Here is a 15,709-nt window from a genome sequence, read left to right as displayed (position 1 = left end):
CCGGAGTCATAAGTCTCTCGCTTCGCGCCGAGTCACTCGGTCAGCCGTTCGCGGGCGAACCGGGTCAAAAGCGGCAGGTCGTCGAGGTGGAACAGCTTCGCGAGGCTCCGCCAGTTGCCGCCGTTCGCCGCGCTCAGGACCTCCTCGTCGGCGCGGCGCAGATCGGCCATCAGGGTGTCGTACCGTTCGTTCGACGCGAGGTACAGCAGTTGGGTCATCAGGAGTCGCTGTCGCATGTGGGGGGCGACGTCGTTGTGCCACAGCTCGTCGTAGATCGAGAGCCGTTCGGCCGACGTGTCGCGGTCGTTGGTCATGAAACACCGGTCGGCCGTCATCGCGGCGGCCCGCCCGGACTTCATGCAGGTGTGGATTCCCTCGCCCCAGAGGGGGTCGATCGTCGGCACCGTGTCGCCGATGGCCATGAAGTTGTCCGTGCTCAGCCCGGTCGGCATCTGGATGTGGGCCGAGCCGCGGTGTTGTTTGCCCTCGATCCGCTCGGCGTCCGCGAACCGGGGGTCCTCGTCGAGCCAGTACTGGAGGTAGTCGTCGATCCCCATCCCCTCGCGGGCGTTCTCGCGGTGGGCCTGATTCTGGATGTAACAGAGCCCGACCTTCGCGGTGTCCCCGCCGGTGTGGAAGATCCACGAGTAACCGCCCGGCGCGAGGTCGTGGTCGAGCCGGAGCATCATCGTGTCGCTGAGGTCGGCGTACCCCTCGGCGTCCATCTCGACGCCTTCCATCTCGTACTCGATCCCGATCGCCTGATTCTTGCGCTTGAGATCGCTGACGCCGAGCGCCTTCGCGAGCGGCGCGGCCGGACCGGTCGCGTCGATCACGACGTCGGCGTACACCTCCCGGTCGCCGTCGTACCGTACCCCGACGATGTCGCCGCCCTCCATCACCGGCTTCGAGACCCGGGCGTCGAAGCGGTACTCGGCGCCCTTCTCGCGGCCGTCCCGGACGAGGTAGCGCTTGAAGTCGGCGAACTCGAGGACCGCGCCCGGCTGGTGGCGGACGTAGTGGTCGTTCGGCGATTCGAGCACCACGTCGTCGGTGTACTGCATCACCACGTCGTCGGGAATCCCGAACGCCGACATCATCGACGGGAACGTTCCCGCGGTCGACTTGTTGCTCTGGCGCGGGAACCCGTCCTCGGGTTCGGCTTCGAGGACGACCACGTCGTAGCCGCGCCGCGCCAGATCGCGGGCGCACTGCCCGCCGGCGGGGCCGGCGCCGGCGACGATCACGTCGAAGCGGTCGGTCATGGACGGTCGCCTCCGTGTGTGGAGACGCCGACAACCGCGCCAGAAGCCGCGCGGGGACGCCCGCGGCTCATCGCGTCGCCCCCGGTGAGAACGGTATATTCGTCCGCAGTCATCTCTACCGAGGGTAGAGACCACTCCCTTAAAAAACGGACGCAAACGCGCTCAACGCTGTAATCTGTTGATTCGACTCGGGCAAAAGGTCAGGTCGTCCGCCACACCTCTCGGCGCCCAGACACAGCCCGGTCCGACGCGTTCGACGAGAGACGTCGCTGTTCGAGCCGGTTCGGGTCGAGAAACAGCAGATCGCAGTTAGCGACGAACGTAGATTACAGCAGGCCCGTCTTCTGGAGCTTCATGAGGTCCTCGGTGTCGAGGGTCTCGCCTTCCTTGAACTGCTGGTAGATCTCCTCGGCCTCCTCTTTGGCCTCCTCGCGCTCCTTTTCTTTCTCGGACTTGCGCTCTTCTTCTTCCTGCTTGTCGAGTTCGCGCAGGCGCTTTTGGACGCGCACGAAGTCCTCGTGGTGCTGGTCGGCCGACTCCTGAGCTTCGACGAAGCTCTCGTGCATCTCGTCGGCCTCGTCGCGGATGTCGTCGGCCTCCCGATAGGCCTCGATCATCTGGTTGTGGTGCTCTTGGGCCTTGTCCGCGAGCTCCGTCACCTTCTCGTGGTGACGCGACGCCTCGGCGCGGACCTCCTCGGCTTCCTCGACGAGTTCGTCGAGGTCCTCGGTGCCGTCGAGCTTCTCCTTGCGCTGCTGGTACTCCTCGCGCTTGGCCTCGATCTTCTCGATGAGTTCGCGCTCTTCGTCGGTCGAGAGGACCTCTGTCTGCTGTTTGAACTCGAGGTCTTCGATCTCACTCTCGAGCTCTTCGAGGTCCTTTCCCTCGTCGAGTTCGAGGTCGGACTTCTTCTGCTCGACCTCGTCGAACAGCTCGTTGGCCTCCGCGTTGAGCTCGTTGCGCTTTTCTTTGTGCTCTTGGACCTTCTCGTTGAGCTCGTCGCGCTTCTCGCGGTGCTCCTGGGCCTCGTCGACCTTCTCGCGCGTCTTGGCGTTCAGGTCGTCGCGCTTCGACGCGCGCTTGCTGGCCTTCTGGTTCAGCTCGTTTCGTCGGTCTCGAAGCTGACCCGCGAGTTTGATTAGTTCGCCCTTCGACTTGTTCTGAAGTTCTTCTTCCGTTACACTTACCATGCTTAGTTAAACCTCGATTCCATGCCCGCCCCGGGGTTCGGCGATCGACAGCGAGCGCTGGCGACCGGTAGCAACCGTTCGGTGACAATAGTCCCTTGTCATTTGTCGCACGATGCCCGCCGAACGCCGGTGGCGTTCTGGTATCCTTACGTATTCGCCATGGATATTTAAATGTTGTGCTGTTTAGAACGGTGGAACCGGTTCACACGGCCGCTACCCGCCGTGTAAGCCGTTCCCACACTTCCGGCAGGGTTATAAACGATACTCGTTGGTCACCGCGGCCTCGCCGCGGTCGAGCGCGAGTTCGACCGCCTCGGCGCCGTCGGGCACCCGGAGGCGCCCGGCGGTCTCCCGGCCGTACGCCTCGACGCTCACGTCCGCGCCGCCGCTCCGGTCGCCGGCGGTCCACGAGACGCTCCCCGAGACCGCCTCGGGGGTGTCGTTGAGCACCGTCAGCTCCCGGCTCTGGCCCGCCCGCGGGTAGGCGTCGAGGACGACCTGGACGGGTTCGAGCGACGCCGCGACGGCGGCGTACCCCGATTTTTCGGTCCCGTCGGCCGCCAAGACGCCCATCCCGGCGCCCGCGTCGGCGTCCCGGAGCGCGTCGGCCGCGAGCAGGTCGATCCCCCGCCTCCGGAGCGTCTCGGTCACCGTCTTGAGCAGGCGGGCCTGATAGGCCTGGGACTCGTCGACGCCGCCCGAGACGTGGGCGTCGTGGGCCGCGGCGTCGAAGTCCGCCACGCCGTCGGGGTCGTCGGCGCCGTCCGGAGTCGCGAGCGCGCCCGCACCGAAGCCCCCGACCGCGCCGTCGCAGTCGTACTTCTCGGTGAGCCACGCCGCGTCGGCGGCGTCGCCGTACTCCCACCCCGGATAGAGGTGGGCGGCGTCGGGGTCGATTCCGGGCACGCCCGAGACGGGGTAGACCGCGGCGTCGTCGGGAAGCGCCTCGGCGACCTCGCGGTCGACGGTCGGGTCGTAGGACGCCCGCCAGGCCCGCCACCGCACCTTGTAGCGTGCGAGCCGGCCGGGGCCGACCCCCGAGAGGTGGTCGGTCGGGTCGGCGTGGACCCCGAACGCGGCGACGCTGGGGTGGCGCTCGACCGCTTCCGCGAGCCGGCCGGCGAGGTCGGTCGCGCGGTCGGCGTCGTACTCGCCCGGCCCCGCCAGCGGGAGGTCCTGCCACACCAGCACTCCGGCGTCGGCGGCGGCCTCGTAGAAGGCCGGCGGCGGGACGTGACCGTACGCCCGCACGAGGTTGGCGTTGGCGTTGGCCGCCCGCTCGACGTCCCACGTCGGGTCGCCGGTCGGGAGCAACGAGAACCCCCGGGCGGGGACGCGCTGGCCGTTTACGACCAGTCCGCCGTCGGTCGCCCGGACCGTCGAGAGCCCGGTCTCGACCACCCGCTCGGAGCCGCCGAGCTTCGCCCTGACCGCGTACTTGTGCTGGGGGCCGTGGCCCGCGGGCCACCAGTACGCGGGGTCTCTGAGTTCGAGGGTCTTCTCCACGAGGGCCCGCTCGCCGGCGTCGGCCTCGACGCGGGCCCGCTCCATCACGCCGCCGCCGCGAAACCCCTGCGGACGGACCGACAGCGAGATCCGGTCGTCGAGGTCCTCGCCCGCCTCGACCGCGATCTCGGCGTCGATGGCCGCCCCGTCGTCGGTCGTTCGGGGCGCGAGCGACACCGAGTCGAGGTACGTCTCCGGGTGCGTTTCGAGCGTGGCGCCCCACCAGATGCCGGGGACCGCCCGCTCGTCGGGGACCCGATCGGTCGCGTAGACGCCGCCGAACCGGTCGGGCGCGCGACACTCCACGACGAGTTCGTTCTCGGCGTCGAGATCGGGTTCGTACCGGGCGGGCCGGAAGTAGGCGCCGTGCTCGCCGAGGAGGTCGCCGTTGAGCCAGATCCGGGCGCGGGCGAACAGTCCGCGGAGTTCGAGGGTCGCGCGCTCGTCGCCGTCCCGGGGGTCGGGAAACCGGGTGCGGTAGGCGACTGCGTCGGCGCCGGCGAACTCGGCGGGGCGGCCGGGGACCTCGACGGCGCGCCACTCGTCGGGGGATGGAGGGTCGTCCCCCGCGGACGGTTCGACGACCGCGCCCGTCCAGTCGGGCAGAGACATACTGAGGCAACTAAACCCCGGCGTGATATGTTTTACGTCCCGCGGGGCTTCACTTTCACTTTCACCGCACCCATGGCTCAATTTAAGGGGGCCGGCGCGACGACTCCCCGACATGCTCGACGATCTTCGGTGCGCTTGCGACGCTCCGGGCTGTGACCGCGCGCTCGGCGACGACCAACTGCTGGTCCGCATGGTGACCGCCGCCGGCGAGCGCCGGGCCTACGAGTGTGCTTGCGGCGCGGTCACGGTGACCGTGGTGCGCTGAGTCCCGCGGGGACCCGCCGAGTCGCCCGACGGCGCCCGCACACCGTGATCGGAAGGCCGCGCTCAAGTACCCCCGCCGCGAACCCTCCCGGACACGATGGACGAAGTCATCCACGCGACGGGCCACGAGCACGTCTCGGCCGCCCACGCGAGCACCTTCGAGGTCACGACCGACGACTTCCTCACGCCGGCGGGCGACTGCATCCTCGGCATCGAGGCCGACCGGGCGCCCGCCGACTTCGACCCGGAGTTCGTCGCGGCGTGTCGGGACGCCGAGGCGACCGTCACCGCGACGTTCGAGGCCGACGGTCACCGCGAGACCGTGACCGGTCGGGGCGACCCCGACCTCACCTTCGAGAGCGACCGGAGCGCGGTCGGCCGGACCAGCGATTACGTCGACGACCGCACCGTGATGGTGGGCGCCGAGTTCGCCGCCGAGGCGTTCGACCGCGACCTCGCGGCGGCGCTCGCGGCGGGGGCGGACCTGACGGTGACCCTCTCGGTCGTGTAGGTTTTAATCCGCTGGCGTCCCGAACGCCCGGTATGGACGATCCCGAACCCGCCGAGAACATCAGCGGCGGCGACCCCGCGGGGAGCTCGTTCGCGAGCTTCCGGGACGGCGACCCCGACACCCGCGCCGAGGCGGTCGTCGACGAACTCGGCCGGCTGTACTGGACGAAGACCTACGGCGGTCGGCCGGCCTTCGAGTGTCTGGTCCGGACGATCCTGAGTCAAAACACCAGCGACAAGGCGAGCCAGCCGGCCCACGACGCGCTGATGGAGCGGTACGCCACCGGGGGCGCGGACGGGTCCGACGACACCGACCTCGCGGTCGCGCTCGCGGGCGCCGACCCCGACGAACTCGCCGACACCATCCGACCGGCGGGCCTCTACAACCAGAAGACCGACGTCATCACGACCGTCGCCGACCGCGTCCTCGACGACCACGGGAGCGCGGCCGCCTTCGACGAGTTCGTCCGGGAGGGCGATCCCGGCGAGGTCCGGTCGGCGCTCCTCGATCTGAACGGCGTCGGACCGAAGACCGCCGACTGCGTGTTGCTGTTCGCGGGCGGGCAGTCGGGCGTGTTCCCCGTCGACACCCACGTCCATCGCATCTACCGGCGGCTCGGGGTCGCGGCGCCCGACGCCGATCACGAGACCGTCCGGGCGGTCCTAGAACGCGAGGTGCCCGCCGAGAAGTGTGGCTTCGGCCACACCGCGACGATTCAGTTCGGCCGCGAGCACTGTACCGCCCGCAAACCGGCGTGTCTCGACGGTCCCGAGGCGTGTCCGCTGTCCGACCTCTGCAATCGGGTGGGCGTCGAACCCGCGACCGGCGAGGTCGTCGATCCCGCCGACGCCGTCACAAACGAGTAGCGGCGTTCGAGATCCGCTTCCGGCTCAGGCGGCCACAGCACTGCTACCGGGCGGAGTGGCGGGCCTCTGGAGAACGCGGTCGCTTAGATTTCGGCCGTGCGCTCGGGTCCGTCATCGATGACACACGCGGCGTAATCAGCCCGATACGACTCGTCGTACATCCCGACGACGTGTTCTGCCAGCACGCGCCCGAGTAGTGGCGGGACGGCGTTTCCTATCTGCTCTACGACGTCGCTCCGATTTCCGACGAACTCGAAGCTGTCGGGGAAACTCTGTATCCGAGCGCCCTCCCGCGGCGTGAGCGCTCTGTCTTGGGTCGGATGGATGCACTTGTTGGAGGCGGGATGGATGAAGTTGACCGTCATCGTCACCGAGGGGAGGTCCGGGTCGAGGCGGGAGTAGCTCGAACTGTACCCCGTAGTGATGTAGTCGTCGACGTCGTCCACTTCCGGTGACCGCTCCAGATTCTCGATGGTCGTCTGCTTGTTCGGGCCGCTGTGTCTGATTATCGTCAGCATCTTCTCCCCGTGATCGGTCGCCTCGTGTAGCGTGAGCTCCGCCGACCCGTCGCGTAGCGACGCCTGATAGCGGTTTTGTGGCGGCTGTGTGTACTCGACTGCGCGTTCTCCGGCCTCCAGTTCCGGGAGATCGCCGATGGCGTCGACTATCGTTCTCGCCTCTCGGAGGGCTTTGGCGTCCCGGAAACTGTCCAGCGTGGGCTGTGTCGTCACGACCTTCGACTTGTCCCGGTACCCGATCGTTCGACCGTCCGCCTCGTGTGTCGGATCCGGGAATTCGATCTCCCGCTCGTCGGCCGCACCGATCATAATCAGTCGCTCTCGGCGCTGTGGCAGGCCGAAATTGGCGGCGTTCAGGATCCGCCAGTCGGCGGTGTACCCGATGTGTCGCGTATCGTCCAAAATCTGGCCGATCGTCTCGCCGTCTTCGTGGGTGGCCAGTCCGACCACGTTCTCCATCACGAAGAAGTCGGGCTCGTAGTAGGCGACGTACTCTATGAAGTCGGAGTACAGCCCGTTCCGTTCGTCCAGAACGTCGTCGCCGCGGTCCGGACGAATCGAAGAGAAGCCTTGACAGGGCGGACCGCCCACGATCACGTCGACGTCGTCGGGAGTGACGTCCGTCTGTCGGGCCGTTTTCTCGGGGGGCCACTCTCGAATGTCCGCGTTCACGACCTCCGCGTCCGGATGGTTTCGTTCGAACGTCTCGGCGGCGACGTCCTTTTTATCGAGTCCCAACAGGACTTCGAACTGGTCGGAGGGGTGGGTCTCGAAGCCGTACGTGAAGCCGCCCGTGCCACAGAACAGGTCGATGACACCTACCATAGATTACGGTGAGACGATCGCTTCGTCGCCAGTTACGGCCGTCTCGGTCTGACTGGGGCGATGCATTATCCGTAGCTATCTTCGCGCCGCCTTAATACCCTTCGTAGGAGCCTCGAATTCGATCGAACCGTTGTCAGATCGGCGCAGAGTTAATCGATCGCCCACGATGAGACAATTGTCTCAATTATGTTTAACGAGCGACGGTGTCTGGTCCCAACGCATGAGCGACGAGTTCAGATCGGATCTCGGTCGGCGAATCAAGGAACTCCGCGAGCTACACGGGAACTCCCTCGAAGAGATCGCCGAGACCGCTGACATACACCGAACCACGCTCGGGAAGATCGAACGGGGCGAACGAGAGCCCGGTATCTCGATCGTGATGCGGATCGCAGACGCATTAGACGTCACCATCACCGAACTGGTGAACCCCGAATCGTTCAGAACACCGAAAGAAGAGTACGTGATCGAGGACGCAGATATCTACGACGACGTTCCCTTCGACAACTCGGCGATTCTGATGGGGATCGAGAGAGCGTACGAGAACCTGGATACGATCGACTTCGCGTTCGAACGGCGGGGTGTCGAACCGCTCGCCGAACAGTTCGACGAGTACTCTGCGCTCTCGACCGTGATCGGGGAGTTTTTCGCCTCCGGTGTCGCCGAGGCGTCTGAGGGGCTCTACGAAGTGAACGCGGGGAATTTCCCCGATCTGATCAGCACCGGCGCTCGGAGTGGCGTTCCGGGGATCGAGATCAAAGTCGCGATGGAGAACAACATGCCGAAAGGACACCTCCCGAAACCGGGCCTGTACGTCACGCTTCGGTACGTTCTGGCGGATCGAGACCGAAACTACGAGCGAGGAACGCGGAAAGACACCGCGTGGATCTGGGAAGTCCGAATGGGCGAGATGGACCCCGACCAGTTCAACAAGAGCGATACCGAGGGCGACTCGGGCAAGACGGCGACGTTCTCGGCCGACGCGCTCTGGGGGTTCGACTGCGTGTATCTCGATCCCGAGCTAAATCCGTACTCACGATACAAAGACGACGAAGCGCTCTCGGCGGTTCGGAACCAGACGACTCTCTGATCGGTCGACTCGGCGAGGTCGTCGATCCCGCCGACGCCGACTGATCGCGGAGTCGGCCGCCCCGACGCGAGCCTTTTTATCCCTCGCGCGTCTGGGCCCAGTCGAACGACATGAGCACGCTGGTGGTCTGTGTCGACCGCGACGACGACATCGGTGCCAAGACCGGGCTGGAAACCCCGGTCGTCGGATGGGAGGCGGTCCGGTCGCTGGTCACCGAGGTCGGGATCGCGGACCCCGAGGACGCCGGCGTCAACTGCTTGCTCGAATCGCTCCGGGTCGCCCGCGATCTCAGGGACGGCGACGAGGAGGTCACCGTCGCGGTCATCTCGGGGGCGGCCGACACCATGGTAGGCCGCGACCGAGCGGTCGCGGCCCAGACCGACGACCTCATCGCGGAGTACGACCCCGACTCGGCGATCGTCGTCATCGACAGCGCCCAAGACGAGCGGCTGGTCCCGATCATCGAGAGCCGGGTGCAGGTCGACGCGGTCGACCGGGTGGTCGTCCGGCAGGCCAGGGACATCGAGTCCACCTACTACCTGCTCAAGCAGTTTCTCGCCGACGAGGAGCTCCGCCAGACCGTGCTGGTCCCGGTCGGGGTCGCGCTGATCGCGTTTCCCATCCTGCTGATGGGGTTCGGGCAGGCGATCGCGGTCTCGACTATCACCGCCGTGATGGGGCTTTTCGTCCTCTACAAGGGGCTCGGCGTCGACGACTACGTGGCAGACCTCCCCGCGGAGGTCCGGGACGCCCTTTACTCCGGGCGGGTCTCGATCGTCACCTACGTCGTCGCCGCGGGGCTGTCGCTGGTCGGGGTGTTCGCCGGCGCGCTCCGGGTCTCGGATATGACGATCTCGAACGAGGGGGTGTTGATGCCCGCGATGGCGTTCGCGTTCGCGAGCGTGCCGTGGCTCGCGAGCGCCGCGATGGCGGCCTCGACCGGCCGACTGCTCGACGAGGCCATCCGTAACGACCGGGTCCGAAACGCCTACCTCAACCTCCCGTTCGGCGTGCTCGCGGTCGGGCTGGTCGTCCGGGGGTTCTCGGCGTACTTCCTCCAGCCCGCGGGGCTGGTCGCGCCCATCGTCGTCCCCCGGATCGAAGTCGGCAACCTCGTGATCGAGAGCATGCAGGTCCCGCCGGGCACCCGACTCGCGGTGTTCGTCGTCGCCGGCGTCGTGGTGAGTCTGGTCGGCGTCCAGCTCTCGTCGTACGTCACCGGGACGACCCTCGACGAGGAACTGGCCGAGTAGGCACAAGGTACATTTGACTCGCGTCTGAACGTCCGGGCATGCTCGACGCAGACCCGCAGGTGTGCACCGACTGTGGTAACCTCCACCTCCAGGGCGGCGCCGGTCCCGAGTACGTCGACGAGTGTGCGGCCTGTGGCGGCCGCGTGGCCGAGGTCGAACTCGACGACCTCATCGGATTCTAGGCGGGGGCGCCGAACCAAAGCGACCGAGACCGGGGGGTCTTTACTCGCTCGCGCCCGAATCGACGACCATGACCGACAACTGGGTGAGCCTCTTTTCGGGCGGCAAAGACTCCTCGTGGGCGCTGTATCGGGCCCTCGAGGAGGGACTGGACGTCGCCCGGCTGGTCACTGTCCACCCCGAGGGCGACTCGTACATGTACCACGTCCCGGCGACCGAGCTGGCGACTCTCGCGGCCGAGAGCGTCGGGATCCCACTGGTCGAGGTCGCGCCCGACGACTTCGAGGCCGAGGCCGCGACCGAGTCGGGCGCGCAGGGCGACGCCGAACTCCGGCCCCTCGAAGCCGCGCTCGGGGAACTCGACGCCGACCTCGAGGGCGGCGTCGCGGGCGTGACCGCCGGCGCGGTCGAGAGCGAGTATCAGACCTCCCGCATCGAGGCGATGTGCGACCGGCTCGACGCCGACCTGTTCGCGCCCCTCTGGCAGGAAGACCCCCGCGAGCTCGCCGACGCGATGCTCGACGCCGGCTTCGAGATCACCATCATCCGAGTGGCGGCCGACGGGCTCGACGAGTCGTGGCTCGGGCGCAGGCTCGATGCGGCGGCTCTCGACGAACTCGAAGCGCTCAACGAGCGCCGGGGCGTCCACATACTCGGCGAGGGCGGCGAGTTCGAGACGCTCGTAACCGACGGGCCACACATGGACCGCGCTATCGAATTGGAGTCCGAGACAGAGTGGGACGGGACCCGGGGGACGCTTCGGATCACGGACGCTCGGCTCGCCGACTGACCGCCGACCGTCGCCGGAGCGTTGGGCTTATCGACTCGGGGGCACCATGCTCGCCGTATGGCCCCCGACCGAGAGACCGACGGAGCGGGCGACTACCGGGCGTTCGTCCCGGTTGCCCTCTCGAACCTCCTGCCGCTCGCGGGCGTGGTCGTCCTCGACTGGGCGGTGGTGCAGGTGCTTGCGACCTACTGGATCGAGATGGCCGCCATGCTTGGCGCCTACAGCGTGGCGGCGCTCTTCGCCGAGCGACCGATTCGACTCGAAGGGCGGAGCGTCTACCTCCCCGGCGTCGGCAAGAACACCGAACTCGACCCCAAGTGGCGCGAGGAGCCCGATCCCGTTGGCCTGCCGGGGCCGCTCCCGCCGGTGTACCGCCGGAACGCGTTTCTGGTGTTCATGTCGCTCGTCTTCGGCGTCTTCTGGATCGCCGTTCCCCTCTGGGGGGACTTCCCGTTCGTCGACGTCGCGTCGGCGGTGTCGCCGGCGGTCCTCGCGGCCGCCGTCGGCATCCTCGTCTCCCAGCTCGTCGAGCTTCGCCGCGAGTTCTTCGGGAAGCGCCGTTACGAGGAGCTGTCGGTCCACATGGTGCTCGAGATTCCGATTCGGATCATCGCGTTCATGGGCTCGGTGCTGTTGGTCCTGCACGTCGGGGGCATCCTCCTGCTGATCGGGATCCAAGAAGCGCTCGGCCCGGCGGTGTTCGAGACCGTGCTGACCGGGCGGGTCATCGCGGTCTGTTACGCGCTCGTCGTGACTGCCGCCATGCTCGTCGTCGAGTGGTCCCGGTTCTGGGCCCGCCGCGACCCCGACCCCGGCGGCGTCGCGACGTGGTTCACCCCAGAAGACCCCCGAGAGCCGTAACCCTCGGGGCTACTCGCCGTTCAGGATCTGGGTGTGGGCGCCGATCAGGGCACCGGCGAGGTCCATGTTCTCGACCCGGGTCTTCTCGTCGATGATGGAGTCGCGGATGTCGCAGTCCCGGATCGTCGCCGAGGGGAACACGATGGAGTTGTTGACGCTGGAGTTTATCAGTTCGGCGCCCGCCATGACGTGAACGTTCTCGCCGAACGTGGTGTTTTCGACCGTGGCGTCGTCGGCGATCCGGTTCTCGCCGTCGAGCTCCCACGCGACCGCGTCGAGGTAGCTCTCGGGAGTCCCGATGTCGAACCACGCCTCGTCGAAGGTGTAGGCGTACACCGACTCGCGGGCCTGGAGCCACTGGAGGAACCACCCGGGCTCGTCGGGGTTGTTTCCGCCTTCGAGGTACTCCTCTAACATCGGGATCGTCTCGGCGGTGAAGGCATAGCAGGCGATCGAGACCAGCGTGCTCTTGGGGTCGTCTGGTTTCTCCTGGAAGTCGACGACCTCGTCGTCGTCGAGTTCGACCAGCCCGTAGGACTTCGCGCGCTCTCGGGAGCCGACATCGTAGGCCGCGAGCGTCGGCGACTCTTTCGCCTCGAAGAAGTCGACGAAGTCGCTGACCCCGAAGCTGATGAGGTTGTCCCCCGCGATGACGAGGGTGTCGTCGGTCACGTTCTCGCGGTCGAAAAGCTGGGCCAGCGCGCCCACGACCCCGAACTTCTCGTCTTCCTCGGTGGTGTCCTCGATAGTGAGCGTCGGCTTGTCGAACTCGCTGTCGTCGAGGTGGTCGCGAAAGTCCTCGGCGAACCGCTCGTTGGTCGAGACGAACACCTCGTCGATCCGATCGTCGGCCTCGAGCTCGCCGAATATCTGGTCGATGACGGTCGAGTCGCCGACCGGGAGGAACATCTTCGGTCGATGTTTGGTTATGGGCCACAGTCGCGTCGCGTACCCGCCCGCAAGAACGACGGCTTTCATGCCCCGAGAGTCGACTCGGCGCGATAAGTCCTTTTTCATTTCGCAAGTCGGTCCGGCGACCCCCTCGGGCGGTCGCTCTCGTCGCCGTCGCTACCGGCGGGCGAACTCGACCCACGCCGTCACCGCTTGTGACCCGCGATAGCGGACCGTCTCGCTCCGGGCGTCGTACTCGACGAAGCCCTCGTCTTCGAGTTTCGGCAGGTGATTGTGGTGGAGCCGGAGGGTCGCGCGCTCGGGATCCTCGCCGTCGGCGATCCGGTCGGCGAGCTCGGGGAGCGTCGCGACGCCGTCGTCGGTCTCGACCAGATATGCGAGTATCTGCCGACGCTGTCCGTTCGCGAGAATCCCGAACAGCGAGTCGAGTTTCGCCGTCGCGATCGACTGTTCGTGGGCGAACTGCGAGACCGCCTCTCGCGGAGTGGTCGGCCCGTTCGCTCCGCCGCCGTCCGGAAACCCGTCTTTGCTCATGATGTATCCCCGTCGCTACGGTGTTTCGTACAGACGGTTAAGAACGGTCGGCCTAACTGTCTAGGGTCCGCCCAGCTCGTCGTCGAAGAACGCCCCGAGCAGTTCGCGTTCGGCCTTCCGGAGGTGCTGGTGGAGCGTCGGCGAGGCGATCCCCAGCGAGTCGGCGACCTCCTCGGCGGTGCTGTCGCGGGGCCAGTTGTAGTAGCCGGCGAAGTACGTCGCCCGGAGCGCGCTCCGCTGGGCCTCGGTCAGCCGGCCGCTCAGCTCTCGCCTGAACTCCCGTGCGCTTCGCACCTCGCGCTCGCGGTCGCGCTTGGCGACCAACTCTACGTCCGGGAACGCGGCCCGGACGCGCTCGATCACCGCCCGGAGGTCGGCGTCGGCCGGGAGCTCGGCGACGATCCGACCCTCCCCGCGGTCGGCCACGGCCTCGGTGGTGTGTGCTCCGTGCTCGGAGAGTGCGAGCACCACCGACGCGCCCGTGGCGGTGAACTCGAACAGCGTGCGCTCGGGACCGTCGCTGACGATCCTCGCGTCCTCGATCCCGTCCCAGTCGGCCGCGAACGCCAGCACGGCGTCGGGGTCGACGTCGGTCACCGAGTCGTAGAACAACAGCGATCCGTCCGGCCCCGGGGTCATCCCTTCGAGCTCGAGGGTGCAGTCGAACGCCTCGGTGAGCGAGAGGTAAAACGAGTCTGTGTCGGTCAGCCGGAACTCCACCTCGGTCACCGTCGGCGACAGCGCCAGCCGCCGGTGGTTGACCGCGTCGATCGCGAACCCGACCACCTCGCCCAGTAGCTCGAAGGCGTCGGTCTCGGGCTGGCTGAACGCCGCGGGCCGCTCCGAGCCGACCGCGAGGACGCCGTAGGTGGCGTCGCCGTACCGGATCGGCACTGCGATCCCCGACTCGACGCCGCGCTCGACGAACGCCTCCCGGCGGTCGGCGTCGAGCGACTCGTGGTCCGAGACGTTCTCGACGACCTGCGGTTCGGCGTCGTAGTAGGCGAGCGCGAGCGGTTGATCGCTGTCCTCGCTCGCGTCGGCGTCGGCGATAATCTCCCGGAGGTCGTCGTCGAGGCCCGCTCCGGCGACGCCGGTCACGCGCTCGCCGGCGGGCTCGGGCGCGCCGATCCACGCGAACTGATAGAGCGTCGACTCGAGCACCCGCTCGCAGACCGACCGCTCGATGTCCTCGCGGCTCGGCTCGCCGATGAGTCGCCGGATCACGCCTCGGGTCACGTCGTTGATCCGGTTCAGCGTCGCCAACTGGTCGCGCTGGGTCTCTAAGGTCCGCTCGCGGGCGATCCGATCGGTCACGTCCCGACAGACCGTGACCGTCCCCGCGAGGTCGCCGGTCGGGTCGTAGTAGGGCGAGCGAGTGGTCTCGAACACCCGCTCGCGTCCGCCGACCCTCAGCGTCTCCTCGAACGTCTGGGTGCGTTCGATCTCGCGGACGGCCCGTTCCTGTCGGCGGATCCGGCGGCCGATCTCCGCGCCGAACAGGTCGACGTCGGTCGCGCCGACGACGTCGCTGGGCTCGCGGTCGAGGTACTCGGCGGTCGCGGCGTTGACGAATCGGTATCGGCCCGCGTCGTCTTTGAGGGCCATCGGGTCGGGGCTGGTCTCGACGACGGCCTCGAGCCGGTGGACGCGCCGTCGGAGGTCGTCGAGGTCGCGTTGGGTCTCGGTCATCTCTCGGTCGTTCCGCGGTACGTCGCACGTCCGGTATTTAACTCCCCCGCCGGGAGAAGGGTTATGTCCGTGCGGGGGCGACCACCGGGCATGCGCGAAGCCGACGCAACCACCCGCGAGCGCATCACTGCCCACCTCCGCGAGACCGCCGCGTCGCCGAGTTCGCTCGCGGCCGAGTTCGACGTGACCGCGAACGTCGCGGTCGAGCACGTCCGGCACGTCGCCCGGTCGCTGTCCGACCGCGACGAGGAGTTGCTGGTCGCGCCCCCGGAGTGTCGGGACTGTGGCTTCGACCGGTTCGACGACCGGGCGAACCGCCCGTCACGGTGCCCGGAGTGCAAGAGCGAGTCGGTCGCCGAGCCCGAGTTCCGGATCGCCGAGGAGTCCTGACTCCGAGTTGGTCTCCCGGTGCCTCAGAACCCGAGCGATCGGTCCGACGAGAGGTCGTACTCCATCGCCGACCCCGTCTGGACGAACTCGTAGTCGTCGTCGGTGAGATACACCCCGTCGCCGTCGACCGTCACCTCGACCGACTGGAGGGTCGCGCCCTCGCAGGGACCGTGGGTACAGGTCCCGGTGTCGACGGCGAACAGCGCGCCGTGCTTGCCACAGACGAGTTCGCCGTCGCGTCTGGCCGCGCCGCTCCCCTTGTCGAGGCGCACGTCGGTCCAGTGCTGGCAGTAGTTCTCGTAGGCGACCGCGTCGCCGTCGTCGGTCCGGGTCAGGACGGCCTCGCGCTCGTCGAAGCCGTCCCGGACCGTGAACAGTAGCGTCGAGTCTGCGGGTACCGCGTCGAGGTCGGCGATCCGGCTCTCGTCGTCCATCGGCTCGTCGGTTGTCGCC

Annotated in this window: 17 protein-coding genes; 9 read left to right on the top strand and 8 right to left on the bottom strand. The window is 67.6% G+C overall.

What is annotated here, in order from left to right; all coding sequences use genetic code 11:
- Positions 1 to 32: 32 nt before the first annotated feature.
- From EPL04_RS02935 to EPL04_RS02925, 3 genes are all read right to left on the bottom strand, one after another.
- Positions 33 to 1,265 (bottom strand): digeranylgeranylglycerophospholipid reductase, encoded by a 1,233-nt coding sequence (locus tag EPL04_RS02935; RefSeq protein ID WP_134669266.1) that lies wholly within the window; start codon positions 1,263 to 1,265, stop codon positions 33 to 35.
- 326 nt (positions 1,266 to 1,591) lie between these two features.
- Positions 1,592 to 2,455 carry a coiled-coil protein gene (locus EPL04_RS02930; protein ID WP_134669264.1) on the bottom strand — a complete coding sequence of 288 codons (864 nt, stop codon included), beginning with the start codon at positions 2,453 to 2,455 and terminating at the stop codon, positions 1,592 to 1,594.
- Between the two features lie 252 nt (positions 2,456 to 2,707).
- Positions 2,708 to 4,573, bottom strand: coding sequence for a hydrolase (locus EPL04_RS02925; RefSeq protein ID WP_134669262.1), 1,866 nt, complete (start codon positions 4,571 to 4,573; stop codon positions 2,708 to 2,710).
- A 112-nt stretch (positions 4,574 to 4,685) separates the two neighbouring features.
- On the opposite strand from EPL04_RS02925, the gene EPL04_RS18600 reads away from it, so the two are divergent.
- The 3 genes from EPL04_RS18600 (at position 4,686) to EPL04_RS02915 (ending at position 6,214) form a co-directional block, all read left to right on the top strand.
- The gene (locus EPL04_RS18600) at positions 4,686 to 4,838 is read left to right on the top strand and encodes a hypothetical protein (RefSeq protein ID WP_167599401.1); all 153 of its coding nucleotides are present in this window, start codon (positions 4,686 to 4,688) and stop codon (positions 4,836 to 4,838) included.
- A gap of 96 nt (positions 4,839 to 4,934) precedes the next feature.
- Positions 4,935 to 5,348, top strand: a complete 414-nt coding sequence (locus EPL04_RS02920; protein ID WP_134669260.1) for a DUF371 domain-containing protein — start codon at positions 4,935 to 4,937, stop codon at positions 5,346 to 5,348.
- 32 nt (positions 5,349 to 5,380) lie between these two features.
- Positions 5,381 to 6,214, top strand: coding sequence for an endonuclease III domain-containing protein (locus EPL04_RS02915; protein WP_134669258.1), 834 nt, complete (start codon positions 5,381 to 5,383; stop codon positions 6,212 to 6,214).
- Between the two features lie 83 nt (positions 6,215 to 6,297).
- On the opposite strand, the gene EPL04_RS02910 is transcribed toward EPL04_RS02915, so the two are convergent.
- Entirely contained in the window at positions 6,298 to 7,557 is a 1,260-nt protein-coding gene (locus EPL04_RS02910) for a DNA cytosine methyltransferase (RefSeq protein ID WP_134669257.1), read from the bottom strand.
- Between the two features lie 220 nt (positions 7,558 to 7,777).
- On the opposite strand from EPL04_RS02910, the gene EPL04_RS02905 reads away from it, so the two are divergent.
- From EPL04_RS02905 to EPL04_RS02890, 5 genes are all read left to right on the top strand, one after another.
- Positions 7,778 to 8,644, top strand: coding sequence for a helix-turn-helix domain-containing protein (locus EPL04_RS02905; protein WP_134669255.1), 867 nt, complete (start codon positions 7,778 to 7,780; stop codon positions 8,642 to 8,644).
- Between the two features lie 110 nt (positions 8,645 to 8,754).
- Positions 8,755 to 9,897, top strand: a complete 1,143-nt coding sequence (locus EPL04_RS02900; RefSeq protein WP_167599400.1) for a DUF373 family protein — start codon at positions 8,755 to 8,757, stop codon at positions 9,895 to 9,897.
- Positions 9,898 to 9,935: 38 nt separating this feature from the next.
- The gene (locus EPL04_RS18595) at positions 9,936 to 10,079 is read left to right on the top strand and encodes a hypothetical protein (RefSeq protein ID WP_167599399.1); all 144 of its coding nucleotides are present in this window, start codon (positions 9,936 to 9,938) and stop codon (positions 10,077 to 10,079) included.
- Between the two features lie 68 nt (positions 10,080 to 10,147).
- The gene (locus tag EPL04_RS02895; protein ID WP_134669253.1) at positions 10,148 to 10,867 is read left to right on the top strand and encodes a diphthine--ammonia ligase; all 720 of its coding nucleotides are present in this window, start codon (positions 10,148 to 10,150) and stop codon (positions 10,865 to 10,867) included.
- Positions 10,868 to 10,924: 57 nt separating this feature from the next.
- Positions 10,925 to 11,728 (top strand): DUF6498-containing protein, encoded by an 804-nt coding sequence (locus tag EPL04_RS02890; RefSeq protein ID WP_134669252.1) that lies wholly within the window; start codon positions 10,925 to 10,927, stop codon positions 11,726 to 11,728.
- Between the two features lie 9 nt (positions 11,729 to 11,737).
- Here EPL04_RS02890 and EPL04_RS02885 read toward each other — a convergent pair whose 3' ends face one another.
- From EPL04_RS02885 to EPL04_RS02875, 3 genes are all read right to left on the bottom strand, one after another.
- On the bottom strand, positions 11,738 to 12,706 hold the full coding sequence (locus tag EPL04_RS02885) for a sugar phosphate nucleotidyltransferase (RefSeq protein WP_134669250.1): 969 nt from the start codon (positions 12,704 to 12,706) through the stop codon (positions 11,738 to 11,740).
- A 90-nt stretch (positions 12,707 to 12,796) separates the two neighbouring features.
- Positions 12,797 to 13,174 (bottom strand): DUF7344 domain-containing protein, encoded by a 378-nt coding sequence (locus EPL04_RS02880; protein WP_209019550.1) that lies wholly within the window; start codon positions 13,172 to 13,174, stop codon positions 12,797 to 12,799.
- A gap of 60 nt (positions 13,175 to 13,234) precedes the next feature.
- Positions 13,235 to 14,866: a bacterio-opsin activator domain-containing protein gene (locus EPL04_RS02875; protein WP_134669248.1), complete on the bottom strand. Its 1,632-nt coding sequence runs from the start codon at positions 14,864 to 14,866 to the stop codon at positions 13,235 to 13,237.
- 90 nt (positions 14,867 to 14,956) lie between these two features.
- Here EPL04_RS02875 and EPL04_RS02870 point away from each other — a divergent pair, with 90 nt between their 5' ends.
- On the top strand, positions 14,957 to 15,256 hold the full coding sequence (locus EPL04_RS02870; RefSeq protein WP_134669246.1) for a transcriptional regulator: 300 nt from the start codon (positions 14,957 to 14,959) through the stop codon (positions 15,254 to 15,256).
- A 23-nt stretch (positions 15,257 to 15,279) separates the two neighbouring features.
- On the opposite strand, the gene EPL04_RS02865 is transcribed toward EPL04_RS02870, so the two are convergent.
- The gene (locus tag EPL04_RS02865) at positions 15,280 to 15,690 is read right to left on the bottom strand and encodes a Rieske (2Fe-2S) protein (protein ID WP_134669245.1); all 411 of its coding nucleotides are present in this window, start codon (positions 15,688 to 15,690) and stop codon (positions 15,280 to 15,282) included.
- Positions 15,691 to 15,709: the final 19 nt, after the last annotated feature.

The organism is Halorussus marinus, from assembly GCF_004521895.1.
Classification (GTDB): domain Archaea; phylum Halobacteriota; class Halobacteria; order Halobacteriales; family Haladaptataceae; genus Halorussus; species Halorussus marinus.
Note: the sequence above shows the minus strand (reverse complement) of the source record. Positions and strands in the feature narration are given on the sequence as shown.